The sequence below is a fragment of the Photobacterium minamisatsumaniensis genome (assembly GCF_050336695.1).
Taxonomy (GTDB): Bacteria; Pseudomonadota; Gammaproteobacteria; order Enterobacterales; family Vibrionaceae; genus Photobacterium; species Photobacterium minamisatsumaniensis.
In genome coordinates this window covers 1-25,372 of record NZ_JAKJSI010000011.1, presented here as the reverse complement: position 1 = coordinate 25,372, position 25,372 = coordinate 1, and the positions used below count along the sequence as shown (strand labels likewise).

Genomic DNA, 25,372 nt, shown 5'->3' with positions numbered 1-25,372 from the left:
TAAATACCAAAGAGAGAAATGTCAGTGAAAGGACAGCAGCCCTCACTAACCCCGTTTGCTAAATTAGCCGCCATTGTGCTGCTGGGTAGCATTCTTGTTGGGTGTAATCAGGCAAATTCAGAGCCAACAACTGAAGTTATTAAACCGGTAAAACTCTACGAGGTGCCGGTTATCGCAACACAAGAAAGTAATGAGTTTCCCGGTCAGGCTGAAGCGTCTCAGCGGGCTCAATTATCATTTCAAGTGTCAGGCGAAATTGAAAAAATGTTGGTCAATGTTGGCCAGAAAGTCGGTAAAGGGCAGGTGTTGGCGAAACTAGATGATAAGGATTATCGTTTAGTATTTGATGCGAAATTTGCTGAACTTGAGCTAGCAAGAAGCCAATTTGAACGAGCTCAACAGTTATATGCGAAAAAATTGATTAGTACCGATCAATTTGATCGCAATGAAACGAGCTATGAGACTGCGATAGCCAATATTGAACAGGCAAAAACAGACTTAGAGCATACCTTGGTGAAGGCGCCTTTTGATGGTGTTGTGTCACTTCGGTTAGTCAATCAGCATCAGTTTGTTGGGGCCAATCAGCCTATTTTGAATATTCAAAATGTCGACAGCCTTGATATTTCATTCAACTTACCTGTGACGTTTGTTGAGCAATCGAATATTGAAATGATTAAAGCGACACAGTCGTGGGTTGTTATGGATAACTTCTCTGATTCGCCAATAGCAGCTCAGTTAAAAGAACTATCAACTCAACCTGATCGTGATACCAATACCTACACGGCCAAAGTTACGATTCAGCGTCCTGATAATATGAATGTACTGTCAGGAATGGCAGGGCAGGTGCATTTTGCGAAACAACATGTCGTTTCGGCGTTACCGCTGCCGGAAGGGGCGTGGGTCGATAAGGACGATGGCCGTGGCACGTTGTGGCAGTTTAATCCAACGACCTCCGTTATTGAGGCGCTGGATGTGGTGTTAGATGAAAACGGCAATGTCATCAGTGGATTATCGCAAGGAACAATTATCGTTATTGCAGGTGCCAAAGATTTATACCCAGGCCAACAAGTGCGTGCTTGGGAACGAGAGGGTGGTATCTAACCATGATGAAGAAAATGTTTGTTATTGCCCTATCCGTAGCCTTACTGCAAGGGTGTCAGGAGCCGCCGACGGAATTTGAACAAAAACCATTAGCTGTTTCTACTCTTACTGTTTCTGACCCGATTGATAGTCAATATAGAACCTTTAATGGGCAGGTTGAAGCTGCTGAAAATACGCCATTAGCCTTTCGGGTTGAAGGCGAGTTGAAAGGCGTGATGGTTCGTACGGGGCAATTGGTCAAGAAGGGGCAGTTGCTTGCGGTACTGGATGCTGACAAATTTGAGCAGCAACAGCGTGATGCAAAAGTGCAGTATGGACTTGCATCAAAACAACTTGAGCGTGGTCGTGAATTATACGGCAAGAAAATGATTTCGAAGGCTGAATTTGACGAACTGACCGCTAATCAGCGGTTAACAAAAGTCGCGTTTGATTCTGCCAATGCACGTTTGGGGTATACCCGCTTAATCGCGCCATTTGATGGGGTTATTTCTGATGTACCAAAAGAGTCGTATGAGGCCGTAGCGCCAGGTGAAACGGTGCTTAGTCTCTATCAGGATGACAAGATTTATATCAATATCCCTGTTTCAGACAACGTTATTGCGATGATCAATCCACAGCAACAGGTACAGGGCTATCAACCGTTGGCGCAGTTTGGTTCAGATAGCCAAGCCTTTCCTGTTCGTTATCTAAAACATACCAGTGAGCTTGAACCTCAAACGCAAACCTATCGGGTATGGTTTGAAATGCCGCAACTCACATCAACTATTTTACCGGGTACCAGTGTATCGCTGAACGTCAATATGGCTGAAGCAGGTTTAAGCACATTGCAAGGGTATCAATTGCCAATGATTGCATTAGAAGCAGGTAGAAAAAATGGTCAGTTCTATGTTTGGAAAATCGTTGATGGTCAGGTTGCTCGAGTGGAAGTGGCTGTAGAGCAGATTAATAACCAAGGCGCGATTGTGAGCAGCGGCATTGACCTAGGTGATGTGTTGGTTACGTCTAACCTACGAAAACTACGTAAAAATATGATGGTTTCTCCTATTCAGCGATCTGCTGATAACTCAGGTATTGCGCAGTGAAACGGGCTGTATTCAGACACAAACAAGTGCTATTGCGATGGATTGTCATGATTGTAATGACGGTTTCAGGAGTACTTTTTTTTAGTGAGCTGGGGCAGTTTTTAGTGTGGCAATTAATTGGTGTAAAAGTGCCAGGTATTGAAATAAAAGTATCTCCTGATAGTGCGATGACTTCGGGTCAGGGGCTGGGGCTCATAGCGCAAGATAAAGCGTTAGATATTGAGTTTGATTTTGCAGGATTAGCGGTGGAGACAATACGGTGAGCATTGCCGAGTATTCAATTAAAAATAAAGTGATCAGTTGGCTATTTATTGTCATTCTGGCTGTCGGTGGTGTGACATCATTTTTAGATTTGGGGCGTTTGGAAGATCCTGCGTTTACCCTTAAAGACGCCATGATTATTGCGACTTACCCTGGTGCGACGTCTACAGAAGTGGAAGAAGAGCTGACTTATCCGCTGGAGAAGGCGGTAAGGCAGTTACCGTATATTGATAAGGTAACGTCGACGTCATCGTCAGGCATGACCCAAATGATGGTCAGCATGGAGATGATTTATGGTCCCGATGAGCTACCTCAAATCTGGGATGAGATGCGTCGAAAAGTCGATGATTTGCGTCCAATGCTTCCGGCTGGGGTGACCTCTGTTCAAATCATCGATGACTTTGGTGATGTGTTTGGCGTCATGATAATGATGACTGGCGAAGGCTATTCTTACATTGAACTGAAGCAATATGCCGATTATTTAACGCGCGAGCTAGATCTGGTTGACGGTGTTGGCAAGGTGAGTGTAGCGGGTGATCAACAAGAGCAGGTTTTTGTTGAGATCTCTATTGAGCGAATGGCGGCATTGAACCTCGACATGAATACTGTGGCGGGTTTATTGAACCAGCAAAACAGTGTCATCGCCTCTGGTGAGATGATGATCAATGGGCAGATGCTGACTATTCGACCGAATGGCAACATGAGCAGCGTTGAAGAGTTAGAAAATCTGGTTATTCATGGCCGTGATACGGGTAACCTTATCCGCCTGAAGGATGTCGCGACTATCAGTCGTGGTATTCAAGAGAAACCAACGAATATCGTTACTTACAACGGTGAGCCTGCCATTAACCTTGCGATTTCTTTTTCTTCGGGTGTAAACGTGGTTGAGGTCGGCCAGCGCGTCGAGGCACGCCTTGCCGAACTTGAAAGTGTTAAGCCTGCAGGTATTTCGCTCGACTACTTTTATAATCAAGCGCAAGAAGTTGATAAATCAGTTAAAGATTTTATTGTGAGTCTGGGGCAGGCTGTCGCGATTGTTATTGTTGTACTGCTGTTTGCCATGGGACTGCGTAGCGGCATCATCATAGGTACGGTGCTGCTGCTAACTGTATTTGGCACCTTCATATTGATGAAGTGGAATAATATCGAGTTGCACCGTATTTCACTCGGTGCCCTCATTATTGCATTGGGTATGTTGGTGGATAATGCCATCGTCGTGGTTGAAGGTATTTTGGTTGGGCTGAAAAAAGGCCGTACTAAGGTTCAGGCCTCGGTTGATATTGTTAAGCAAACCCAGTGGCCATTATTGGGGGCGACTGTTATTGCTATCACGGCTTTCGCACCCATTGGTTTATCCTCGGATGCCAGTGGTGAGTTCATGGGCTCGTTATTCTGGGTGCTGTGCTACTCCTTGTTCTTAAGCTGGGTGACAGCCCTAACAATTACACCGTTTTTAGCTAATTTACTGTTAAAGGATGAGCCCGAGAGAACAGATAACCAAGTAGAGGAAGACCCCTATAAAGGCGCGTTATTCGTTGTATTTGGTAGCTTGCTGAAATTAGCATTGCGCTTCCGTTGGTTAACCATGACTGCGATGTTGGTGTTACTGGTTGGTTCAATCGTTGCATTTGGTCAGGTGAAACAGTCGTTCTTCCCACCGTCGAACACTCCGATGTTCTATGTTGATATGTGGATGCCAGAAGGTACCGATATTCGTGAGACGATTAAACAAACCGATAAGGTTGAGAATTACATTCGTCGCCAAGATAACGTGGAGTTCGTAACCACCTCTGTTGGTCAGGGCATGCAGCGCTTTTCATTGACATACCAGCCAGAGAAAAGCTACGAGGCGTACGCTCAGCTTCAGGTGCGTACCACTAGTCGTGACAACATGTTTGCTTTGTTGAATCAGCTGGATGATACGTTAGCCGTTGAGTTCGATCAGCCGACATTCCAATTCAAGCTGATGGAGTTTGGCCCATCACCAGCGTCGAAGATAGAAGCGCGGATCATGGGGCCGGATCCTCAGGTATTACGTGATATTGCGCAACAGGTTGAAGATGTCCTGCTGCAAGACCCGGAATCACGCAATGTACGTCATGATTGGCGTGAGCGAACCAAAGAGCTGGTTCCGCAGTTCAACGAGTCGAAAGCACGACGTTTGGGGATCTCAAAAGAAGACTTGTCGAATACATTGCAGATGGCTTATGGCGGTAGCACTATTGGTGTGATGCGTGACGGAACACACTCGTTACCTGTTATTGCTCGTTTGCCTGAAGTTGAACGAGTTGATTACGACACCCTGAAGAACCTCAAATTGTGGAGCCCTGTACAGCAGGCTTATGTACCCATTGAGCAGGTAATTGATGGTGTAGATTTAGCTTGGACTGAGCCGCTAATTCAGCGCCGAGACCGTAAACGTACGCTAACGGTATTAGCAGACCATAACGTACTGGGTGATGATACTGCCGCGACCTTGTTCGCACGTGTCCAGCCCAAAGTTGATGCGCTGCCGCTTCCTGAGGGCTACAGCATTGAATGGGGTGGTGAGTACGAATCGTCGAAAGAAGCGCAAGAAGGTATGATGGGCTCAATGCCAATGGGCTACCTGCTAATGTTTATTATCACCATGTTGCTGTTTAACTCATTGAAAAAGCCTTTGGTGATTTGGGCAACCGTACCGTTGTCAATCATAGGTGTTTCTATCGGCTTATTAGTTACTCAAGTACCGTTTAGTTTTACTGCGTTGCTGGGGTTATTGAGCTTAAGCGGGATGATTTTGAAGAACGGTATTGTGTTGTTGGATCAGATCAACATCGAGCTGGAATCGGGCAAGGTGCCTTATGATGCTATTGTTGATAGTGCTATCAGTCGTGTGCGTCCGGTAAGTATGGCTGCACTGACCACGGTACTGGGTATGATCCCATTAGTGTTCGATGCCTTCTTTGATTCACTGGCTATTACTATTATGGCTGGTCTTGGCTTTGCAACGGTACTGACCTTAATTGTTGTACCTGTGCTGTTTGCGTTGTTCTACAACGTAAAAGCACCGATTAAAGCGTAATTAAAACCTACATTGAAAAGCCCTGCTTTATCTCGATAAAGCGGGGCTTTTTCATATATAGGATAAAGAGGGATAACCTGACGTGATTAGCTCTCAACAGCCATGTTATTTAATTGCTTTTTTTTCATTATATTATCCGCAACTAACAGCATGGCCACGGGAACCAATAAACCAACGGCTTGGTTCATTACGCCCATATTAGCGGCCACCCAATCAATCTTCGAAAAGACAAACTGTAGCATGAAACCTGCACCAGCCGTTACAACAACGGTTAGGTAAGCGTGCAACTTGGTGACTTTACTGACAAACAAAGCCCACAAGGTTGGCATCACCATCGGACCCACAAACAGACTAGTGATACTAACAATCAGTTTTTCGGCACCACCAAGGTAGGGAATTGACATACTAAGGCCAATAACAAACAGACCAAGCATTATTGTGACTAAACGACCAATATGAATCAATTGGTTGTCAGATGCATTTGGGTTAATGCGCTTACCATAGAATTCAGTCGTCAGTGCGCCAGAGAATACATTGAGTTCAGACGAGGCCATACTGGCTGTTGCCGCCAACATTGATGACACTACAAGACCGAGCATGCCGACAGGCAATACTGCTTGAGCTGACAGAATGTAAGCTTGTTCCGGGTTGGCATCAGGGTTGATAGTGCTGTAGATAATCGGCGGTAGCATCCATAGTACAGGGGTAATGATGTACAGTGCGCCGAACAAGTAAGAGGCTTTACGTGCATCTTTAGGTGATTCAACACAGAGATGACGTTGCACAAATGCCCATTCACCACCCACCTTAAAGACATGAACTAAGATCCAACCAAGGATAAAGATCTGCGTATAGCTACTGTTGAAGAACGATAAGTGGCCTTCTGGTAGATTGGCAAGAATATTTTCAGCCCCACCACCTTGCGAGATAATCATGGGTAAGATCAGGCATACAGATAGCATTAGCACTGCAAACTGGGTAACGTCGGTCAGTAGAACTGCCCATAAACCACCAAGGAAGGTGTATAGAATAATGACAGTACCGACGAGCAGGATTAGCCAGTTAACGCTCAAGAAGCCATTTTCATTGGCAAAGAAATTGTCAGGAGAAAGTGGGATCAACGAGCTAACAATTACCGACACAGAGTAAAGCGCAACCGAGACACCGATAATGCGGGTGACAATACCGAGCCATGTGTACATTTGCAGTACACCTTGCCCGTATCGCTGACCCACAAACTCCGCGGCGGAATTAACCCCCGATTCTTTCCATTTACCAGCAAAGAAGTAACCGGCAATCAGTGCTGCTATACCCATGCTGATACACACGGTAATGGCGACGACGCCAAGCCGGTAGGCAACACCGCCCCATACCACGAAAGTACCAGCAGAGAACATGGTCATGTACGCGGAAATACCAGACATCCACCAAGGTGATTTCCCCCCAGCAGAGAACATGTCTTTACTATTGGTCACCTTTTTTGATGACCAGTAACCAATACCGATCATGCCTGCCAAAAAGGCAAAAAGCACTATTACGTCTAAGATGTTCATCGTTTCATTCCTGTCTAATTATTAGAATACTTTAACTTCGAAGATCCGGGCACAAGGATCGCCGTGGGTTGTGAGGACAGTTAGCTTAATGGTGTCACAAACCACGGGCTTAGCGAATATTATTTTGTTATGTCGTAGGTAGTTATCGTTAATGTCTTGCTGGTGAATGGACTCGCCATTAAGTAAGCACTCAATGCGGTAGTCTTTGACGATTTCTAATGGAAAGCCTTCTCGCTGGGCTGCTTTGTTCGGCTTGGAAATCGTGATCATGATTTCATTCGATAGGTTGGAATCGAAGTTAACCACCATTTCCGAAGCGTTGATAGCTTTGTCAAAGTGTAGGGTTAGGCTGGTATCGCTTTGTGCTAAAGGTTCTGACATCCACAGATTTTTTTGGTCGCCAATATTGCGCTGGTAGCCATTAATCACGTTGCTGGCCTCGAAACCAACTTGTTCAGATGAAGCTGTCACTGTCGCTTGAAGAGCAAGGTTATTTGGATCGGTATCTTGGATACCAAATAGATAGCAATCATCTTTAAGCAGGCGGTGTTGTAGCTCTTTAATGTGAGTGTTCACTTCGCGTGGTGATAGTAATTTTTCGATACTCAATGCCGCAGCTGTACCAATGGCTTGACCAATGACACCGCAGGTTGCCATCACGCGGGTAGATCCAAATGCCATGTGCGAAGCGCTAATGTTGCGTCCGCCGACAAAGAGGTTATCGATATTGCGTGAGTAGAGACTCCGGTAGGGGATAGAGTACATGTCGTTGGTTTCGATCCACTTGGTTGGTGAATCCTTACTTTTGAGTCCGTCTTTAACGTGCATGTCCATCGGCCAGCCACCATAAGCGACGGTATCTTCAAATACGCGTGCACCAAACAGATCGTTAGCGTTCAATACGTAGTCACCCAGTACGCGACGGCTGTCACGCTTACCCGGCAGCATGCCAACCCAGTCGAGTACATAGTTGTCTGCGCCGTGATCGCCACCATTTTTGATGTGATCCCAAATACCGTAAACGGCTTTGAGTAGTTCATCACGGATCACTTCACCGTCTTTGGTGGTATCTAATTGTGTGCCGCCGAGTTCGATCCACCAGTAACCGGCAGTAATGTCCCTATGGCTACGATCTTTCAGATCGTCTTCTGTGTAGGTATTTGCCCAGTGAGGCTTTATGAAAGGAACTGGGTAGCCCATGTCTTTTGATTCAAACATCAAGGTATTACCCATCATCACGTTATCTGATTGTTCTGGTGCAAGTTCTTCATCGTATTCATGGCGGGCTTCACGGCCAGTACGCATGTCGGCACCAGCTCGCAGCGAAAGAACAGCATCACCTGTGGTATCAACAAAGTTGTTAGCAAAGAATTCATATCGGCGTTCTGTCGTGGTCTGCTCGGCTTTGATCGAGACGATGCGACTACCATCCATCTCAACATCAGTCATGTGTGTGTTGAGGAAAAGATCGAGGTTCTCTTGGAATGTCGTTTTTTCCCAAAGCACGGTGTCGAGTACCGAGAAAGAGTGCTGTGGGTTAACAAATCGGTTGTCTAATAGGATCTCTTCGATGATCCCGGTCTCTCTGGCGTTTTGTTTGCTGGCATGGTAATCCGCGCCACAGATGTGCATGCGAACTTCAGAACTGGCGTTTCCTCCCAGCACAGATCGGTTTTGGATCAACGCAACCTTAGCACCGTGACGCGCTGCTGCGAGTGCGGCGCAGACGCCCGAAATACCGCCACCTACGATAAGAAGATCATATTGACGGTGTTCAAATGTGTAACTCATGGTTCTTACTCACTATCTGTTTAGCGTTTTACTACTTGCTTAAGCGTTTAAGCAAAATGTGTGTAAATCATAATCACGGAAGCATGAACTGGGAATATTTATCGTTTGTAAATGTGAACTCGGTAGGGTTACGAAGGAGTCCTCTGTGCGCTAGCTCATGTTTCTGTATAATGCGAGATGCAATGTTGTACATGTGAAAAAAGGCAACAATAGCCTTTAGTGCAGCATGAAGTAACGAATGAATTGGAGAGTTTAATGGCAGCGACATTAAGTGATATCGCGAAGCTTGCAGGTGTATCAACAGTCACTGTGTCATATGTCTTGAATAATAAGAATCGAGTCAGTGATGCGACAAAGGCGAAAGTATTTGAGGCTGCCAAGTCTTTGAATTATGTGCCAAATAGAGCTGCGAAAATGTTGGCAAGTAAATCGACTAAGCATATCTGTTTAGTGATTTCTGGCCCTGACTATGAATACCTGACTAACCCTTATATCTATAAATTAGTTAATGGGATTGGTGCGACACTGGAAAAGCACGGCTACGAACTGACCTTGCGTATGGCGACAGCGGATAACGAGCGAACCTTTATTCAAGGTGAGTTGAACTCAAATCTTTATGACGGAGTGCTGGTGTGGGGGACGCGAATGGATGATGAGTCATTCCTCTCATTGTTCAGTCAGCGCAAACCCGTAGTTTCTATTGCCCGAGATCACGATTCAAGTGATGCGAATGCGGTACTGGTTGAACACTATCAATCAGCGTATCGAATGACTGAATATTTAATTCAATCTGGTCACCGTAAAATCATGTTTCTTGGTCGACTTGAAGCAATAAAAGCGACGCGTGATCGATTTGAAGGCTATCGTCAGGCGTTGCTTGATAACGGCATTGAGTTTCAAGAAGAATGGGCTTTTACTGCGGATTATTATCAGGAAGATGCTTATCGTATTGTCACTGAAATGACTGAGATTGATTTCGATGCCATTTTTGCGGGATCCGATCTAATGGCAATCGGTGCGATGAAAGCGCTTTTGGAGAAAGGGCTATCTATTCCTGATGACATTGCAGTCGCAGGCTTTGATAACATTCCCAACAGCGATATGTTGCCAGTTAGCTTAACCACGGTTGATACTCCCATTTATCAACTGGGTGAAAAGTCGGCTGATATGCTGATAAATATCATCGAAGGGAAAGAGACTGTACGTAGAGTCGAACTGGGGACTGAGCTGGCGATTCGAAAATCAGCTTAAGTAGCAGTTATTCATTGTGATGTTTTGATAAGGCAGAGTAGGTACTCTGCCTTTTTAATTCGTTGCTTATTTAGCCAATGATAGATTCACCAAGAATAGACAGACGCTTATGCAATAACTCTTTTGACATTGATTGTGCGGTGATCCGCATCCCTTTTTGTTCTAACCCAATCAGTAGTTGCACGCGTAAATCTTCGGCTCTTTGTTCCAGAGCACGACGTTCATTATGGCCTTCCGGTTTTCCTGCTGCTTTCTCGTAGCAGCCAATAACCGATTTAAAGAGGTGTGATTCGAAGCTGGTACGCTCTTCTTGTTTAATGACTTTTGTTTCATCAACTTCGCCATTCGCCTTGCGGCGGTTCCAGTCTTGAATTTGGTTTTCAGCAATTAAATCGAACACACTCATAACATTACTAATCTTGTGGCTTTTTGTTAATCGCATCATAGCGCTTATGATTGAATGCCAGCTGAAAAATCATGAGCACAAATGTATCAAAATATGTCATTAATGGTGTTGAGGGCTTTAACCGTAATGTTACCCCTATTTAGGATTTATTCTTTTTATCTTTGTGATCTTTTTTATTACCTTTTCCTGGGTTGTCATCTCCGTGAATACTACGATTGTCTTGATTGTTCTTCTTCCATTTTTCGCATTCTTCAGAGGTGATTTTAATGTTGTCGGACTCAAGGCGAAGGCAGTCTTTACTAAGTTCGAAGCCGTCACCAGAGACTTTGACATCGGCAATGGCAGTTGAACTGGTTAAAGCAATCAGGATGAATAACCATTTAGTCATATTGAGCTTCCATCAGTTTAATTGGTACTTCAATCAATATTAGCTCAAGGGCAAATAGCCTTAACGCTTTATTTCATAAGCTGCAATGAATTGACTAACGGCACCTTCAATGGCGATTTTTTGAGTTTGCTGATCAGGTGCTGGTAAGTGCGCCAGTAGTTGCGGCCAGAACACAACCGATTTAAGGCTCGCGATAAATTGCTCGGAAGCGATAGCCGGGTGAGCTACATCGAGTCGGCCAGCTTCTATCCCTTGCTCGATCCATTTTGTTAATCCGTAGCAACCATCTAAAGGCTCGAACTTTTCCAGCATTAAGTTGGCCAGTGGTTTAGATCGGATGCACTCACTCATTACCACTCTTGCTAATGCGAGAAAACAAGGGCTACAAAGTAGCTCAATTTCCTTTTCAGCAAGTTGGTTGAGTTGTGCTTTCACTGGTTGTTGTGGGTCAAATGGAATGTCACTGAGGGTTTTCACATTTGACAGCATACGCTCGACAATCACACTAAACAGGCTTTCTTTTGTTGGGAAATACTTGTAAAGCGTACGCTTAGACACTTCCGCTTTTTTCGAAATGGCTTCCATACTGGCTTGATCCAGCCCTTTATCGGAAAAAATTTCTATGGCTGCGCAAATAATATTTTCTTGTTTAATTTCAGCGATCTTTACCATATTTATTATCCAATTCGCTCAGCTTGCAGAATTAAAAGGTAAACGCATGTGTTTACTTTTTTTGATTCAAGGTTATGATTGAAAGTATACACCATCGTTTACTTTTGAGGCTAGCAGCAAATGAACACAACTTTTAAAGCATCTTTAATCGCCGTGCTTGGTGCATTAGGTCTTAGTGCCTTTGGTAGTGGTGATATAGATGGACGCTTGGTGCAGAGTGAAGATATTCGCCAAGAGCGTATCGCGCAATCGCCTCAATTTGTCGATGGTAAAGTGATTACCCGTATGCCGGCAGTGAAATCTGAAGAAGGCATGTTATCGGTTATGTGGAAGTTCTTCATGCAGCGTGATCAGTATAAGCCGCAGCAACCTTTGCAGTTTCAGGCGGTTGATACAGGATTACTATCGGTACCTAGCAAAGCTGTGCGGGTAACGTGGCTTGGCCACTCATCATTGTTTATCGAAGCGGATCAAACCCGTATGCTGATTGACCCTGTGTTTGAGTATGCATCACCTTCAGTTTTTGCACGCCTGTTTTCCCGTAACGTTGATGCTCCCGTTAGTCGCGAAGCGTTACCATTGCCTGATGCAATTTTGATTTCTCATGACCATTATGATCACCTTGAGGAATCGACAGCACGTTTTTATGCAGACAAAGATGTGATGTTTTATGTGCCACTAGGCGTCGGGCGCCATTTGGAAAAATGGGGCGTAAAGCCGCAAAAAATCAAGGAGTTTGACTGGTGGGAAAGTCAGATGATCAACTCGGTACGTATAACTGCAGCCCCAGCAAACCATAACTCCGGTCGTGGGCTGTTTGACAGTAATACTACTCTTTGGGCATCGTGGGCGATCCAAGCTGAAACGGGCAGTATCTTTTATAGTGGCGACTCTGCTTATGGTGATCACTTCAAAGAAATTGGCCAGAAATTAGGGCCATTTGATATGACTTTTATTGAAGTTGCCGCCAATGTGAAAGATGGTAAAGGTTACCCGGTGGAAGGCTGGGGTCATATGCAAGCTGCCCATACGATGCAGGCACATTTAGATGTCGGTGGTGATAAGCTGTTTCCTGTCCATTGGTCAACCTTTGAGTTGTTTCTACATAAGTGGGATGAGCCGGTTAACGACTTGATCGCAGAAGCAAAAATGAGTGATGTTGAGTTGGTGACACCGTTGATTGGTCAGAGTTTAAATTTATCTTTGCCATATCAAACGACTTACTGGTGGCAAAGCCGTCGTCAGTGGCAGTCAGGCTTAGATTTTTCTCAGTTAGCCTATCGTTCTGAATAGTTAGGTTTATGGTGGAAAGTTAGCCGGGAAATGAATGTTTTACGTTCATCATTTTATTAGAATGTTAGCGAGCCATTCAAGGAAGCCTGTTTAATGAAAGAAATGATGAGTTTTACAACTGAACGATTATCTGCTGAGACACTTGATCGCACTATATCTGGAACACACAGTGAAATTATCGCTATGTTTACCGAGCAGGTGAGTCGATATTTACCACCATCGTGTCAGCAATTACATACCCCTGAAGCGGTTAATAACTGGCTTAATACTATGGAGGAAACCGGTACGGTACTGAGGTTGGTTGATCAGCAGCATGTCGATCAACAGCAACACGGTATTGGTTTTATATTTGTTTTCCCTGAGCCTGATAATTGTTATCGGGTTGGCTATGTACTTGATGAAGCCTATTGGGGAAAAGGGTTGGCGACAGAAGTTATGCGAGGGCTGGTTGCTTATTTGAGTAACCAAAAGCAAGCAGCCTCTTTCATTGCTGGAGTCGAACCACAGAACCAAGGCTCGGTGAATGTCTTGGTCAAACTGGGTTTTCATCTAGATTATTCTGAGCAGGGCGTGGATTACTACAAACTTCTCACTTAAGGCTGAAATGCAGCCAAGGCCATAGTATGTCACGGAAATGCATGAGCTCAGACTATTGGTAAATGTCCTGTTTTCACTAAGATCACTGTTTCTTGTTCCACAAACGGGAAGTGCTCGCTCATGTGCGGACTACGCAGCCAACTGTGAGCGGGATAGCAGCCAAACTCGTCGCGAAACACCCCTGACAACACGAGGATCTCTTCACCGCCAAAATGTTGGTGAGGCTGAAAGCGTTCGCCCGCTGGCCATTTGACCAATGCAGTATGTTGATGGCCGAACTCATGCAGCGGCATGACTTGAAGTCCACCAATCCCCTGCAGCCACTGCGCTTGCTGAGTATCAATTCTAACTTGAGTAAGATCCTGTGGTTCGAATTGGTTCAGTTTGACGAAAATAGTGCAGCCTTCCTGACTGAAAGGGGCATGTTTACTGCCTGGCGGGTTACGGATGTAAGTGCCGGGCCCAAAGTCGCCGGTTTCGTCAGAGAAGGTCCCGTCGAGTACCAAGATCTCCTCGCCCATAGGGTGGGGGTGGGTATTGAACGCCGAACCAGCTTCATACTTTACAATACTGCTGGTATGGCCCGACTCTTTGGCTTCTCGTTCTAGCGGTTTACGCCATACACCAGCTGCGGGACTCGCTACCCAGTCCATGGCGGCGGTATCGATGACAATACGTTGTGAGAAATCCATGTTGAGCATGGGTACAGTCCTTAAATATTGGTGAAAGAGATTGTCACTATTTTCAAGCTATTTGTTTCTAGTTGTTAGTTTCGACCAGCCATAACGCCACCGTCGACATCCCAGATAGCACCCGTTACCCAGCTGGATTCATCTGATAATAAGAAGCAGATGCTATTCGCTATGTCTGCTGGTGTACCGATGCGACCGATAGGGTGAAAATCATTGAACCCTTCTAAAGCTTCATCGATAAGATCTGGTTCGATAAAGGCACCATAAATTGGCGTTTTAACAACGGCTGGCGACACCGCATTGACGCGAATATTATGTTCAGCAAGCTCCATCGCCATGTGCTGGGTAAGGGCATGTAATCCAGCTTTTGCCATCGAATAGGCGGATGACGGTGTGGCTTTTATCGCTTGCTTCGCCCACATTGAACCGATATTAACAATGTTGCCACCACCGTGTTTTATCATATTTTGTGCGACGGCTTGGCTGAGTCTGAAAGTCGCTCTGTTTAGCTCCATATAAGTATCATAATCAGCGGCTGAATGGTCAACGAATGGCTTCGGATTAAAGTAACCCGCGGCATTCACTAGGTAGTTGATGGCTTTGCCGTTGCTGTTAATTAGCTCAATGAGCTTGTCGACATCCTGCGAGTGATAAAGATTGGCTTGAATGCCTGAAACCTTACCTAAAGCACTCAGCTCTGAAATGGCTTTGGTGAGTTTGTCTGGGTTATTGCCCACGATAATGACGTCGATATCATGACTGACCAGTTGTTTAGCTGTTTCAAGCCCCATACCGCTGGTTCCACCGATAATGAGTGCGATGCCTGATTGAGTAAAGGTCATTTGTTTTCTCCTGTGTTTGTACGTTAAGCTAATATTAGGCTCACAACTAACCTGCTGAATAGTCAGTACAAATCGGTAGGGTAGGCACTTTTTGGTACATCTTTATGAAAACACAGGAAAACTTTTTTTCGCGAAAATCAGCCCCAGAACGCTCGGCACGTATGGTGGAAACAATTTATGGCTGCAAATGGTCGTTAACCGTGTATCAGCTGTTGGCCAACGGGATCAATCGGCCAGGCGAGATGGTACGCTCTGTTGAAGGGCTATCAACCAAGGTACTGAATGAATGTCTAAAGAAGAATGTAGAGTTTGGCATTCTAAACAAAATGACATTCAACGAATTACCACCTCGGGTGGAATATCAAGTAACACCATTTGGGCAGAAATTCTTACGGATTTTGGATGAGCTAGAAAAATTACAATTAGAAATAGACGACTAGTTTGTGGTGCTGAGCCTTTGTGAATAAAAAACGCCGATAAAATCGGCGTTTGGCTAACCAGTGAAGAGGATATTTTTATAGTTCAAATTCTGGTTCTTTTTTCTGTACAGGGTCATGTGTACCGATATACAGCAGTTTTTGAGTACCCATTCCACGCATGAAAAACGACATACACATCGGACATTGTAATTTTTCTTGTCCTGGTGTTGTAAGGGCTTTTTCATGCCAGCGACGACGTACTCTGATTAATCCGCTTGAGCATTTACATTCCGGGCAGTTGATAGCTACTTTCATTTGTAATCCTCCTTATCGCGCTTCATTGGTTATAACTTAACCAGTATTGATGGCGAAAAAATTGATATGCATCAGAATTCGTCATTGATTTTTCCGATATGCAACACAAACTTTAATAAGTGGGATGAATGTCTTTGAGTGATGATAAATTGCGTAACCATAGCTTACAAAATGACATGATTTGAAAGAAAATGTAATTTAAAACAGTTAGATAATAGAGTGGCGGAGTTTATTTTTTATGAGTGGTATTACCTATCAATGAAATAGAAAAGACGCATTATACCTATTAATTGTTTGAGTCTAATCTTTAGGCATCCCCAAAGGAGGTGTCTCATGACAAACAAAAAAATGACTCAAGCAAATGGTGCCCCAGTAACTGATAACGATAACAGCTTAACCGCGGGTGCCCGAGGCCCGATCTTATTGCAAGATACATGGTTGCTGGAAAAGCTAGCCCATTTTGATCGCGAACGTATTCCTGAGCGTGTAGCCCATGCGAAAGGTTCGGCAGCGTTTGGCACTTTTACCGTGACCCACGATATTACTCGCTATACTAAAGCTGATATTTTCTCTGATATTGGTAAGCAGACTGATGTGTTGTTACGTTTTTCTACCGTAGCTGGTGAAAAAGGGGCTGCTGATGCTGAGCGTGATGTCCGTGGCTTTGCACTGAAGTTTTATACCAACGAAGGTAACTGGGATTTAGTGGGTAATAATACCCCAGTATTTTTTATTCGCGATCCGCTGAAGTTTCCGGACTTTATTCATACGCAAAAGCGTGACCCGAAAACTAATTTGCGCAGTGCTGAGGCGGCTTGGGATTTCTGGTCTCGTCATCCGGAATCACTGCACCAGATTATGATCTTGTTCAGTGATCGTGGTATTCCAACCGATTATCGACACATTAATGGATACGGTAGTCATACCTTCAGCTTCATTAATCATGATAATGAACGCTTCTACGTGAAATTCCACTTTAAAACCCAGCAAGGTCATCGTTATTACACCGATGAAGAAGCAGCACAAGTGACAGGGAAAACCCGTGAGTCGTCGCAAGCTGATTTGTTCGTGAATATTGAAGAAGGCAACTTCCCGCGCTGGGATGTCAAAGTTCAGATCATGACTGAATCGCAAGCCGATCAGTACCATATCCATCCGTTTGATATTACGAAGGTATGGCCGCATGGTGATTTCCCGTTGCATGATGTTGGTGTGTTGGAACTGAACCGTAACCCTGAGAACTATTTTGCTGAAGTAGAGCAGGCAGCGTTTACCCCTGCCAATATGGTGCCGGGAATTGGTTATTCACCAGACCGTTTATTGCAAGGGCGTCTGTTTTCATACGGTGATACTCAGCGCTACCGTTTGGGTATTAATCATGGTCAGCTGCCAGTTAATCGACCTAAATCGACAGTCAATAGTTCACACCGTGATGGTTCGATGCGTGCTGATGGTAATGGTGCTGGACAAGCTAACTATGCCCCTAATCACCATGGTAGCTACCAACCAAGCCATGATTATGAGCCGCCATTAGCGCTAGAGAAAGAAGCATTGCACTTCAATTTCCGTGACTATGACAGCGACTACTATTCGCAGCCGGGTAATCTGTACCGCATTATGGATGCAGCACAACAACAGCGTTTAGTTGGTAATATTGTTGGATCACTGGGTGAGGTGAAATCTGAGCAGATCAAACGCGATCAGCTAGCGCACTTCATGAAAGTCGATGAGCAGTTGGGGCAAGCTGTTGCTAATGCCCTAGGTTTGACCACTGACTAAAATTGTTAGAATAAACAACGCCGCCTGTATATACAGGCGGCGTTTTTATTTGGGCGGCAATAATTCAAGTTTTACTCGTCGTCGAATGGTCCGCCGAGCGAAAAGGTATCAGTAGTGTCGGTAAAGTCGCGGGTATGGACAATCACTAGTTCATTGTCGATGAGCACCACATTGTAAGTTGGTGATTCGAAGCTGGCGTTGATCACATCGGTGGTATGCATATCCAGCGCAACTTGGTGGTTCATGCTTTTTAAGGTAGAAAAGCCGATGCCCTGCCAGGTGCCATTTATCGGACGGTGGTAATGACCAAAAAACAAATGCTTTACCTTGTCATGGCGTTTAAGCATCTTGGCAATGGCTTGTTTATTGCCTTCGCTAAAGCCAATAACATCCATTGAAGGGATACCGACGGCAAAAGGGGCATGGTGCATCAGCAAAAATACCGGTTTATCGGCTTTATCTAGTGCACTATCAAGCCATTGAAGTCGCTTTTCACAAAACTCCCCAGCATGTGTACCCTGCTGGACCGAATCCATCACGATAAACACATTACCACCTTGCTCGAAGGTGTACTGCACAAAGCCATCTTCGTTTAGCGGCAGCTCGGGAAAGATTTCACGTAAGGTATCGCGGTCATCGTGGTTGCCGATCACCAGATGGTAGGGAAGTTGCAGTTTCTCAAGGCTTTCTTTTAGGCTTATATAAGCTTCTTTTTCACCCCAGTGGGCAAGATCGCCCGTGATAATGACGCAATCTGCATCACTATGATATTGGTTAACATCAGTAATGGCTGCATCGAAAGCATGCTTAGGTACGCGGCCATAAATTTTCTGATCATTGAGGCCAAAGTGAGTATCAGTAAGGTGGATCAGTTTCATGCTCGCTTTCCTTGTTGGGCAAACTGAAGAAACTCTGCAGCAATTGGCAGGAGTTGTTCTGGGGTTTGAATTTGATAGTTAGGCTTACGTTGCTGAAGTGTGTCGGCCGACTGCCAGCCCCAATTGACGGCAACTGAAGGTATGCCAGCTGCTTTCGCGGCATCAATATCGCTGACACCATCCCCAACCATTACCATAAAACCATTATGTTGAGCTTTGATTGCAATTAGCTTGTCGGCTTTGCTGCCAGGTTTATCACCGCCAATAACACTGGTGAAACAATGGGCGACGCCATGGTGAGATAAAATTCTATTGAGTACCTCGGTATGGCTGGCCGATAACACGACGAGAGGCATCTCATGGGTAAGTTGCTCAAGTACTTCTTTGGCCTGCGGGAAAAGAGCTGGGATCTGTGTTGATGCTGTCATTCGTATAGCGACATCTTTGGCGTATTGATGGCCATCAATACCAAGCGTCTCCCCCAGAGCTTCAAATGTTACAGGGTCAAGCGTCGCAAATGGATTGGAAGCTAGTTGCGCTTGATAGCCTCTAGCTGTTGCGGCTTGCTGGCAAACCTGCTGGTAAAGAGAAAGTGTGTCGGCAATGACGCCATCAAAATCAAATATAAACATAGGGACTGTTTTCACTTGTACTTGTTGTTCGCGTTGGGTACCTGCCATATCCATGGATATGACAGGTAAGTCTTATTAGCTGCGTGGCAGTAGTTTTTGCACATCTTTGGCCATCTTTTCATTAACGGCCTGTGGCTTGTCAGCCATTCGTCCACTGAAAATTGACTCCATGTGATCAGAGATAACATCGGTGATTTTTAGGCCATTACGACCCGGAAAAGCGTGCCAAGTGTCCATCAGTGGCAGTTGGTTAACCACGGTCTTGTAATTGGGGTTTTGCTCTAAGAAGTCAGTTAAGCTCGCTGCGGCGATAGGGTTTGGCGACATATAGCCCGTCATTGGGCTGACCAAAGCATTGCCTTCAGGGCCGGTAATAAAGCGGATGAACTGCCATGCTGCCTGCTGCTTTTCTTGATCTTTGGTTAGCATGACCACGGCGTTACCACCAACAGGCAGTGTGCCGCCTGCTTTTACGTCAGGGAATGGACCGGTTTTTAATTCGAAATTATCGCCAGCCATGCGAGTGAATTTACTTAGACTACCTGTTGAGGTGAAGTAGATCCCCATATTGCCAGCGACAAAAGATTGCTCTTTGGCGCTACGGCTATAGTTCTGGGCTTTGGCTTCTTGGGTCATGCGGGCAAACAAATCCATGGTCCATTGGCCTGCTTCATTGTTGAAGGCGACCTTACCGTTCTCATCTAATGGTTTCCCGCCTTGGCTCATCATTGGAGCCAACCACAGCCAGCTGCCAGTGATGTGCCAATCGTAGGCGAGCCCCGACTCTTTACCATCCAGAGCATTGATTTTCTGCGCCAGTTCGATAACACCATCCCAAGTGGTTGGTAGGCTATCGTTGCCTTGTGCTGATCGAACTAAATCCATGTTGTAGTAGGCAACGGGTAGAGAGATGGCGAATGGGAATGCCCACGTTTTGCCATCGAAACGAGCCGGAGACATCATGGCATCACCATAGCCGTACTGCTGTCTGTCGTCTTCGGTGAGAAAGTCATCCAGTGCGATAGCGATGTCTCGTTCCATAAGTGGACGAATACGGTTTAGCCCCTGAAAGCTGATATCGGGCATACGCTTGGTGATAGCTTCACGCATGACACGCTGGCTCGCATCCTCGTAATTTTCGTAGCTGGTACGATACGTGATTTTAATATCATCATTTTCCGCTTCAAAACGGCTCGCGAGCTCTTTCATCAACGGATCAAAAGTCGGCCCATAAGGGTATTGAACAACCAGCTCAGTTGCCGCGATCGCTGGGTTGAATAGGCCAGCAGCCAGTAAGCCTGCAGCTAGTGCTGTCTTTAGCAGTTTCATGATCTTTCCTTGTCGGTTTGCTAATTCGTAAGTGTGTTATTGGTAAACGTTATTTCATGCCTGACATGGTAATGCCTTCAATGAAGCGCTTTTGAGCTAGCAGGTATGCAATGATCAGCGGAGCGATGATCAAGGTGGCTGCAGCCATCAGCGGGCCATAATCATTGCCAGCTTCGTCGTTAGTGAAGGCCACTACACCAAGCGGTGGGGTAAAGTAGTCCTGACTGCTGACAACAATCAGCGGCCAGAAATAATCATTCCAGTGCGCGACAATCGAGAAGATGCCAAATGACACCAGAGCAGGTATAGCCGTCGGCAGCATGACCCGCCAGACAATGGCGAATTCGGTATAGCCATCGATACGGGCAGCATGAACCAGATCATCCGGCACGGTTTTGAAGAACTGGCGCATAAGGTAGATGCCAAACACCGAAATCGAAAACGGGGCGATAAGTGCAGCGTAAGAATCCAAGAAGCCGAGTTTGAACATCAGGTAGTACCATGGAATCGAAACTGCATGTGGCGGGATCATCAAGCACAGTAATACCGCGCTGAACATGATGTCTTTACCTTTGAAACGCAGTTTCGCGAGTGCATAGGCTGCCGGTACAGCAACAGCAACTTGGCACAGGAAAATTCCGACAGTGACAATCAAGCCATTGAGCATGTACTTGAGCAATGGTGCTTGAGTCAGTGCCTTGTGGTAGTTCTCGGCGAAGGCCCAGCGCTCTGGCAAAAAACGTAGCTCATTGACAAATATTTCATCTAAAGGCTTTGTCGAAGCAGACAGCATCCAAACGAAGGGCATCAGCACGATGATGGTCAAACTTGCCAGAACCAAATGGCGGAATAGGCTGTAGAGAGACATTTTCATGAGTAATGCACCTTCTTTTCCATGTAACGAGTTTTAATGATGGTAACCAGCAGAATAAAGAACATGAACACCACGGTGATAGCGGCTGCATAGCTGGTACGGAAGTACTCAAACCCTTCGTGATACATGGTCAGCAGTAGCATTTCTGAGGACTTACCTGGTCCGCCTTTGGTCAGCACGTGCACGGTATCGAAAACCTGAAATGCTTTAATAGCAGTGATAACGATAACGAACATTGCAACAGGACCGAGCATTGGCCAAGTAACCAGAGAGAAGCGTGATAGAGGGTTGCTAACACCATCCATTTCAGCGGCTTCGTAGAGGTGCTTTGGAATTGCCATCAACCCTGACATAAACAGCACCATGTTGAAGCCAAGTTGGTGCCAGACGCCGATCCCTGCAAGGACGTACACCACGGCATCTGGATCATTTAGCCAATCTCGTCCTGCAACGCCAACAAGGTTTAGCACCATATTCAGCAGGCCGAACTCAGGGTGGAGGATGTATTCCCAGACAATCGACATTGCTATCAGGCTTGCCATTACAGGAAGAAAGAAAACGGTGCGATAGAAACTTTTGCCTGATGGGCGAGATTCAATCAACATGGCAATGGCGAGTCCGCCAATCACTGATCCCGGCAAGACAACCGCCACATATAGCAGGGTATTTTTAAGTGAGATCCAGAACACTGGATCGTCAACTAACTCTTGGTAATTCGCCAAACCGACAAAATCGAAGCTATCCATACCCAGTTGCCAGTCCGTAAATGACAGCAATAGCACTGCGGCCATCGGCCCGATCAGAAATAGCAGCATCAGAAATAATGCGGGTGCAGACAATAACCAAGCTGTGACGGGTTCACGCCACTTGGCTGGAACGGCGAAGCGAGAAGGGGTGACGACACGTCCCAAGCTAGGTGCTAAATCAGCCATAGTTTACCCCTGTATTCATCGTGAAAACGTTTGAGCAAAAAGGTGAAATTCGCTCGCCAGATTCGCTAAATGCCAGCACTTTTTCTTGGGCAATCTGTACGTGTAAATTTTGGCCGATGCTCAGTTGGCGGGTGCGTTCTGGGCAGCACTTAACGACGATCTGGGTGTTTTGTCTCGAAGCTTGCGTTAGCCAGTCAGCCGTTAAATAGACATAACCTTCACAACCGGTATTTTCTGTATGGGTGATAGTGACAGGTAGGCTGTGGTTGCTTTCGATATCGCTAAGTATCAGGTGCTCAGGCCGGATCCCAAGGCTAATGGCGGTATTGTTAATATCTTGCCATGCGTCACCCAGTGTAAAGGCAAGAGTATGCTGGCCAATGGTGACACCTTGCTGGGTTAATGTGGCTGGTAAGATATTGATTTTCGGGCTGCCGATAAACTCAGCCACCTTGAGGTGACATGGGTTGTTATACATTTCATCAGGACTTGCGACCTGCAGAAGCTGCCCTTCTACCACTAAAGCAATACGGTCAGCCATGGTCATGGCTTCGATTTGGTCGTGAGTAACGTAGATAAAAGTGCTACCGAGCTGGCGATGTAGCTGGGATAGTTCGGTTCGCATGTGAACCCGCAGTTTGGCATCAAGGTTTGATAGTGGTTCATCCATTAAGAATGCTTTGGGCTTTCGAACCATGGCACGGCCAAGTGCTACACGTTGACGCTGGCCACCAGATAACTGAGCAGGCTTTCTATCGAGCAGAGCCGTTATTTGCAATTGTTCGGCGACGTGCTCAACCCGAGTGTTGATCTCTGCTAACCATTCTTTCACTGTGGCAGAAGCCTTCGCCGCTCCCGGCAAGCGGTAATAGAACGGTTTGGCCATTTTTAAGGGGACGAGCATGTTTTCCTGCACCGTCAGGTGAGGGTAGAGCGCATAGGATTGGAATACCATAGCCAGATCGCGTTGGCGTGGTTTGAGCTCACTGATGTCATCGTTAGCGATGGTGACTTGCCCTGTGGTTTGTTGCTCAAGCCCGGCAATGATACGGAGTAAGGTTGATTTACCGCAGCCTGATGCGCCAACCAAAGCGATGAACTCCCCTTCACGGATCGTTAGGTCAACGCCTTTGAGAATGGGCGTTTTATCGTATGATTTAGTGATGTTGTGTAACTGAATATCAGCCATGATAGTTCTCTGCCAATGTAGTTGCGTAAAGGGGTACGGCGTCCTTCCGCTTGTTCAAACAATGAATTTCCCTTCTTGGACAATCGATTGTCCTTTTGTTGTGTTATACGTTAAGTTTGAAACGTGACAGTAATTGTCAGCTTCCATGATCAATAGATGACATTTATATTAAATATAATGACTTGGACTAGTTATGATGATGAATCTCAGGATAATGACAGGGCGTTTAAGCTATAGTGACAAGTCTGAACAGTGAATGCTGGACAATCGTTTTCCTTGTGGGTTTTCCTTGCAAATGAAAAGGGCGATATAGACACAAAATGAAGTTATTCGTAGGCGATGATGAATAGTAAAGTAACGTTAAAAGATGTGGCCAAAAGTGCCAATGTCGACCCTTCAACGGTGTCACGGCACCTGAACGGGAAGAAGAAGTTTGATATCGAGACCGTAGAACGGATTGAATTGGCGGTAAAAGAGCTGGGTTATCGCCCCAACCGAATAGGTAAAATTCTCCGCCAAGGGCGCTCGAAACTTATTGGGGTTGTGGTACCAGATATTACTCACCAAAACTATGCTCTTGCTATCGAGAGTATTCAGCATGCTTGCCGAAAGGAAGGGCTAGGGATGCTGCTATTCACCACAGGTTATGACTATGAGGAAGAAAAGAGCGCCTTAAGGCAGCTTATTGATTTGAATGTCGATGGGGTGATCCTGAACTTGGCCTCTCATTCCGTACATCGTCATCAAGCATGGTGGCCAGAACAACTGCCAAAGGTGTTGCTATTTAATGACGGTGAGCTGGAAGGGTTACCGTCAATTGCCTTAAATAACCATCAGGCCATGCTGTCGCTGACAGAGCACTTGATCGAAAGGGGGCACCAGAACATCGTCATGATCGGCGCTGACTTTACTCGGGTACACCGTTATAAAATGCGTGCCGAAGGTTACCGTGAAGCCATGCAACAGGCGGGATTAGCCGATAAAATCCAAATAGAAGAAACCCAGTTGGGGTTAGAAGACCTCTCTTCAGTATTGTGTCGTATTTTAAGTGTTAAGCACCGTCCGACAGCCATTATTAGTTCTCATGCCCAGTTACTGATCAAATTGCATGGTGAGTTAAACCAGATGGAGTATCGGATCCCGCAAGATATTTCATTAGCAGGCTTTAACCTGTATGAAATGGGTAAACTTCTCTCACCAACGATTTGCACCGTTGACCAGTCGATCAGCCAAATTGGCGAACAGACCCTTGCGCTGTTAAAACAGCAAATTGATGGAGAGGCCAGTTCAGAACGGTACTATGTGAGTAGTGACTTTTCTTACGGGCAGTCTATTAAGGTATTGCAGCCTAGTTAATTAGAGCGTTAAAAATTTTCCAACTGTAAAAGATAAATAGCCCTGATGTTGATCGATATTTAACATCGGGGCAATATTTATATTTCCTAGCCATTTATGGGTACTAGTTAATACTAGATACTGGCTGTTACTTAATCGATTAGTTGTTTTTCACTTTGGTATTACTTTTATTTAAACGTAAAAACTGGCTCGTAAAATATTTAATCTTTTTGATTGATTTATATTCTTAGTACCACTGGGTTACTGGTGAGCACTTATTAGAAATAAAAACGATTTAATCGAAAAACCGTATTGAAAACTTTACACTGCTATGACTTTAGCGCTTCAGCAACACGCAATGTGTTATTTGCTTTAGATGTGTAAATTACTGTTTTAAATGGTTATATTTGGGGTAAGTTTGATTTTTTAGAGTGACCTGTAACAATTCATTGCTCCGAGTTTCAGGATGTATCCACATACTAGTTTATAAATGCTTTTATCGTAATAATAAAAAAGTACTCTTATTGTTATCAATGATCTTTAATTTCTATTTTAGTCTTATTAATAAATTTAGTACCAACCCTAATTTTATCGTGTGGGGCTGATTCTATTTATTTTTTGACAATTTTAGTGAAGGTTAACAATAAAAGTAATGCTCATTAAACAAACGAAATACCCAATAAATATAATTATTGGG

At 45.2% G+C, this 25,372-nt stretch carries 24 protein-coding genes; 10 read left to right on the top strand and 14 right to left on the bottom strand.

What is annotated here, in order from left to right; translation table 11 throughout:
* The first annotated feature begins 18 nt into the window (after positions 1 to 18).
* From L4D78_RS02330 to L4D78_RS02315, 4 genes are read left to right on the top strand one after another with little or no spacing between them, the layout of a single operon-like run.
* A complete protein-coding gene (locus L4D78_RS02330) occupies positions 19 to 1,101 on the top strand; it encodes an efflux RND transporter periplasmic adaptor subunit (RefSeq protein WP_428465446.1) in 1,083 nt (360 codons plus the stop codon).
* Positions 1,102 to 1,103: 2 nt separating this feature from the next.
* Positions 1,104 to 2,183: an efflux RND transporter periplasmic adaptor subunit gene (locus tag L4D78_RS02325; protein WP_428465445.1), complete on the top strand. Its 1,080-nt coding sequence runs from the start codon at positions 1,104 to 1,106 to the stop codon at positions 2,181 to 2,183.
* Between the two features lie 47 nt (positions 2,184 to 2,230).
* On the top strand, positions 2,231 to 2,446 hold the full coding sequence (locus L4D78_RS02320) for a hypothetical protein (RefSeq protein ID WP_428465444.1): 216 nt from the start codon (positions 2,231 to 2,233) through the stop codon (positions 2,444 to 2,446).
* Positions 2,443 to 5,508 carry an efflux RND transporter permease subunit gene (locus L4D78_RS02315; RefSeq protein WP_428465443.1) on the top strand — a complete coding sequence of 1,022 codons (3,066 nt, stop codon included), beginning with the start codon at positions 2,443 to 2,445 and terminating at the stop codon, positions 5,506 to 5,508. Before L4D78_RS02320 ends, L4D78_RS02315 begins: the two co-directional genes overlap by 4 nt.
* Positions 5,509 to 5,594: 86 nt before the next feature.
* Here L4D78_RS02315 and L4D78_RS02310 read toward each other — a convergent pair whose 3' ends face one another.
* Together L4D78_RS02310 and L4D78_RS02305 are read right to left on the bottom strand one after the other, a co-directional pair.
* Positions 5,595 to 7,061, bottom strand: a complete 1,467-nt coding sequence (locus L4D78_RS02310; protein ID WP_428465442.1) for a sodium:solute symporter family transporter — start codon at positions 7,059 to 7,061, stop codon at positions 5,595 to 5,597.
* A gap of 21 nt (positions 7,062 to 7,082) precedes the next feature.
* Entirely contained in the window at positions 7,083 to 8,852 is a 1,770-nt protein-coding gene (locus tag L4D78_RS02305; RefSeq protein ID WP_428465441.1) for an FAD-dependent oxidoreductase, read from the bottom strand.
* A 255-nt stretch (positions 8,853 to 9,107) separates the two neighbouring features.
* Between L4D78_RS02305 and L4D78_RS02300 the strand changes: the two genes are divergently transcribed.
* Positions 9,108 to 10,103, top strand: coding sequence for a LacI family DNA-binding transcriptional regulator (locus tag L4D78_RS02300; RefSeq protein WP_428465440.1), 996 nt, complete (start codon positions 9,108 to 9,110; stop codon positions 10,101 to 10,103).
* Positions 10,104 to 10,173: 70 nt separating this feature from the next.
* Here the strand turns inward: L4D78_RS02300 and L4D78_RS02295 are convergent, their stop codons facing one another.
* From L4D78_RS02295 to L4D78_RS02285, 3 genes are all read right to left on the bottom strand, one after another.
* Entirely contained in the window at positions 10,174 to 10,509 is a 336-nt protein-coding gene (locus tag L4D78_RS02295; RefSeq protein ID WP_428465439.1) for a hypothetical protein, read from the bottom strand.
* 139 nt (positions 10,510 to 10,648) lie between these two features.
* On the bottom strand, positions 10,649 to 10,897 hold the full coding sequence (locus L4D78_RS02290) for a CG2 omega domain protein (protein WP_428465438.1): 249 nt from the start codon (positions 10,895 to 10,897) through the stop codon (positions 10,649 to 10,651).
* Positions 10,898 to 10,957: 60 nt separating this feature from the next.
* The gene (locus tag L4D78_RS02285) at positions 10,958 to 11,569 is read right to left on the bottom strand and encodes a TetR/AcrR family transcriptional regulator (protein WP_428465437.1); all 612 of its coding nucleotides are present in this window, start codon (positions 11,567 to 11,569) and stop codon (positions 10,958 to 10,960) included.
* Between the two features lie 120 nt (positions 11,570 to 11,689).
* Here L4D78_RS02285 and L4D78_RS02280 point away from each other — a divergent pair, with 120 nt between their 5' ends.
* Complete coding sequence (locus L4D78_RS02280) at positions 11,690 to 12,862, top strand: MBL fold metallo-hydrolase (RefSeq protein ID WP_428465436.1); 1,173 nt, start codon at positions 11,690 to 11,692, stop codon at positions 12,860 to 12,862.
* Between the two features lie 93 nt (positions 12,863 to 12,955).
* Positions 12,956 to 13,459 (top strand): GNAT family N-acetyltransferase, encoded by a 504-nt coding sequence (locus L4D78_RS02275; protein WP_428465435.1) that lies wholly within the window; start codon positions 12,956 to 12,958, stop codon positions 13,457 to 13,459.
* Between the two features lie 47 nt (positions 13,460 to 13,506).
* Here the strand turns inward: L4D78_RS02275 and L4D78_RS02270 are convergent, their stop codons facing one another.
* Both L4D78_RS02270 and L4D78_RS02265 read right to left on the bottom strand, forming a co-directional pair.
* The gene (locus L4D78_RS02270; RefSeq protein WP_428465434.1) at positions 13,507 to 14,160 is read right to left on the bottom strand and encodes a cupin domain-containing protein; all 654 of its coding nucleotides are present in this window, start codon (positions 14,158 to 14,160) and stop codon (positions 13,507 to 13,509) included.
* 65 nt (positions 14,161 to 14,225) lie between these two features.
* Positions 14,226 to 14,993: an SDR family NAD(P)-dependent oxidoreductase gene (locus tag L4D78_RS02265; protein ID WP_428465433.1), complete on the bottom strand. Its 768-nt coding sequence runs from the start codon at positions 14,991 to 14,993 to the stop codon at positions 14,226 to 14,228.
* A 104-nt stretch (positions 14,994 to 15,097) separates the two neighbouring features.
* Here L4D78_RS02265 and L4D78_RS02260 point away from each other — a divergent pair, with 104 nt between their 5' ends.
* Complete coding sequence (locus L4D78_RS02260; protein ID WP_428465432.1) at positions 15,098 to 15,433, top strand: winged helix-turn-helix transcriptional regulator; 336 nt, start codon at positions 15,098 to 15,100, stop codon at positions 15,431 to 15,433.
* A gap of 75 nt (positions 15,434 to 15,508) precedes the next feature.
* Here the strand turns inward: L4D78_RS02260 and L4D78_RS02255 are convergent, their stop codons facing one another.
* A complete protein-coding gene (locus L4D78_RS02255; RefSeq protein WP_428456951.1) occupies positions 15,509 to 15,727 on the bottom strand; it encodes a hypothetical protein in 219 nt (72 codons plus the stop codon).
* A gap of 333 nt (positions 15,728 to 16,060) precedes the next feature.
* Between L4D78_RS02255 and L4D78_RS02250 the strand changes: the two genes are divergently transcribed.
* Entirely contained in the window at positions 16,061 to 17,506 is a 1,446-nt protein-coding gene (locus L4D78_RS02250) for a catalase (protein ID WP_428465431.1), read from the top strand.
* A gap of 71 nt (positions 17,507 to 17,577) precedes the next feature.
* On the opposite strand, the gene L4D78_RS02245 is transcribed toward L4D78_RS02250, so the two are convergent.
* From L4D78_RS02245 to L4D78_RS02220, 6 genes are all read right to left on the bottom strand, one after another.
* Entirely contained in the window at positions 17,578 to 18,384 is an 807-nt protein-coding gene (locus tag L4D78_RS02245) for a phosphodiesterase (protein WP_428465430.1), read from the bottom strand.
* On the bottom strand, positions 18,381 to 19,064 hold the full coding sequence (locus L4D78_RS02240) for an HAD family hydrolase (protein WP_428465429.1): 684 nt from the start codon (positions 19,062 to 19,064) through the stop codon (positions 18,381 to 18,383). The genes L4D78_RS02245 and L4D78_RS02240 overlap by 4 nt, the downstream gene beginning before the upstream one ends.
* A gap of 27 nt (positions 19,065 to 19,091) precedes the next feature.
* Positions 19,092 to 20,345 (bottom strand): ABC transporter substrate-binding protein, encoded by a 1,254-nt coding sequence (locus L4D78_RS02235; RefSeq protein WP_428465428.1) that lies wholly within the window; start codon positions 20,343 to 20,345, stop codon positions 19,092 to 19,094.
* Positions 20,346 to 20,394: 49 nt separating this feature from the next.
* A complete protein-coding gene (locus L4D78_RS02230) occupies positions 20,395 to 21,153 on the bottom strand; it encodes a carbohydrate ABC transporter permease (RefSeq protein WP_428465709.1) in 759 nt (252 codons plus the stop codon).
* A 62-nt stretch (positions 21,154 to 21,215) separates the two neighbouring features.
* Entirely contained in the window at positions 21,216 to 22,151 is a 936-nt protein-coding gene (locus L4D78_RS02225) for a carbohydrate ABC transporter permease (RefSeq protein WP_428465427.1), read from the bottom strand.
* Positions 22,144 to 23,340 carry an ABC transporter ATP-binding protein gene (locus tag L4D78_RS02220; protein ID WP_428465426.1) on the bottom strand — a complete coding sequence of 399 codons (1,197 nt, stop codon included), beginning with the start codon at positions 23,338 to 23,340 and terminating at the stop codon, positions 22,144 to 22,146. Before L4D78_RS02220 ends, L4D78_RS02225 begins: the two co-directional genes overlap by 8 nt.
* 342 nt (positions 23,341 to 23,682) lie before the next feature.
* Here L4D78_RS02220 and L4D78_RS02215 point away from each other — a divergent pair, with 342 nt between their 5' ends.
* Positions 23,683 to 24,696, top strand: a complete 1,014-nt coding sequence (locus L4D78_RS02215) for a LacI family DNA-binding transcriptional regulator (RefSeq protein ID WP_428465425.1) — start codon at positions 23,683 to 23,685, stop codon at positions 24,694 to 24,696.
* The last annotated feature ends 676 nt before the right edge of the window (positions 24,697 to 25,372 follow it).

Bases quoted from the DNA above. Each gene is read 5' to 3' on its own strand.
- L4D78_RS02330 (WP_428465446.1), top strand. From the start codon at position 19: ATGTCAGTGAAAGGACAGCAGCCCTCACTAACCCCGTTTGCTAAATTA.
- L4D78_RS02325 (WP_428465445.1), top strand. From the start codon at position 1,104: ATGATGAAGAAAATGTTTGTTATTGCCCTATCCGTAGCCTTACTGCAA.
- L4D78_RS02320 (WP_428465444.1), top strand. From the start codon at position 2,231: ATGATTGTAATGACGGTTTCAGGAGTACTTTTTTTTAGTGAGCTGGGG.
- L4D78_RS02310 (WP_428465442.1), bottom strand. From the start codon at position 7,061: ATGAACATCTTAGACGTAATAGTGCTTTTTGCCTTTTTGGCAGGCATG.
- L4D78_RS02305 (WP_428465441.1), bottom strand. From the start codon at position 8,852: ATGAGTTACACATTTGAACACCGTCAATATGATCTTCTTATCGTAGGT.
- L4D78_RS02300 (WP_428465440.1), top strand. From the start codon at position 9,108: ATGGCAGCGACATTAAGTGATATCGCGAAGCTTGCAGGTGTATCAACA.
- L4D78_RS02295 (WP_428465439.1), bottom strand. From the start codon at position 10,509: ATGAGTGTGTTCGATTTAATTGCTGAAAACCAAATTCAAGACTGGAAC.
- L4D78_RS02290 (WP_428465438.1), bottom strand. From the start codon at position 10,897: ATGACTAAATGGTTATTCATCCTGATTGCTTTAACCAGTTCAACTGCC.
- L4D78_RS02285 (WP_428465437.1), bottom strand. From the start codon at position 11,569: ATGGTAAAGATCGCTGAAATTAAACAAGAAAATATTATTTGCGCAGCC.
- L4D78_RS02280 (WP_428465436.1), top strand. From the start codon at position 11,690: ATGAACACAACTTTTAAAGCATCTTTAATCGCCGTGCTTGGTGCATTA.
- L4D78_RS02275 (WP_428465435.1), top strand. From the start codon at position 12,956: ATGAAAGAAATGATGAGTTTTACAACTGAACGATTATCTGCTGAGACA.
- L4D78_RS02270 (WP_428465434.1), bottom strand. From the start codon at position 14,160: ATGCTCAACATGGATTTCTCACAACGTATTGTCATCGATACCGCCGCC.
- L4D78_RS02265 (WP_428465433.1), bottom strand. From the start codon at position 14,993: ATGACCTTTACTCAATCAGGCATCGCACTCATTATCGGTGGAACCAGC.
- L4D78_RS02260 (WP_428465432.1), top strand. From the start codon at position 15,098: ATGAAAACACAGGAAAACTTTTTTTCGCGAAAATCAGCCCCAGAACGC.
- L4D78_RS02255 (WP_428456951.1), bottom strand. From the start codon at position 15,727: ATGAAAGTAGCTATCAACTGCCCGGAATGTAAATGCTCAAGCGGATTA.
- L4D78_RS02250 (WP_428465431.1), top strand. From the start codon at position 16,061: ATGACAAACAAAAAAATGACTCAAGCAAATGGTGCCCCAGTAACTGAT.
- L4D78_RS02245 (WP_428465430.1), bottom strand. From the start codon at position 18,384: ATGAAACTGATCCACCTTACTGATACTCACTTTGGCCTCAATGATCAG.
- L4D78_RS02240 (WP_428465429.1), bottom strand. From the start codon at position 19,064: ATGGCAGGTACCCAACGCGAACAACAAGTACAAGTGAAAACAGTCCCT.
- L4D78_RS02235 (WP_428465428.1), bottom strand. From the start codon at position 20,345: ATGAAACTGCTAAAGACAGCACTAGCTGCAGGCTTACTGGCTGCTGGC.
- L4D78_RS02230 (WP_428465709.1), bottom strand. From the start codon at position 21,153: ATGCCCTTCGTTTGGATGCTGTCTGCTTCGACAAAGCCTTTAGATGAA.
- L4D78_RS02225 (WP_428465427.1), bottom strand. From the start codon at position 22,151: ATGGCTGATTTAGCACCTAGCTTGGGACGTGTCGTCACCCCTTCTCGC.
- L4D78_RS02220 (WP_428465426.1), bottom strand. From the start codon at position 23,340: ATGGCTGATATTCAGTTACACAACATCACTAAATCATACGATAAAACG.
- L4D78_RS02215 (WP_428465425.1), top strand. From the start codon at position 23,683: ATGAATAGTAAAGTAACGTTAAAAGATGTGGCCAAAAGTGCCAATGTC.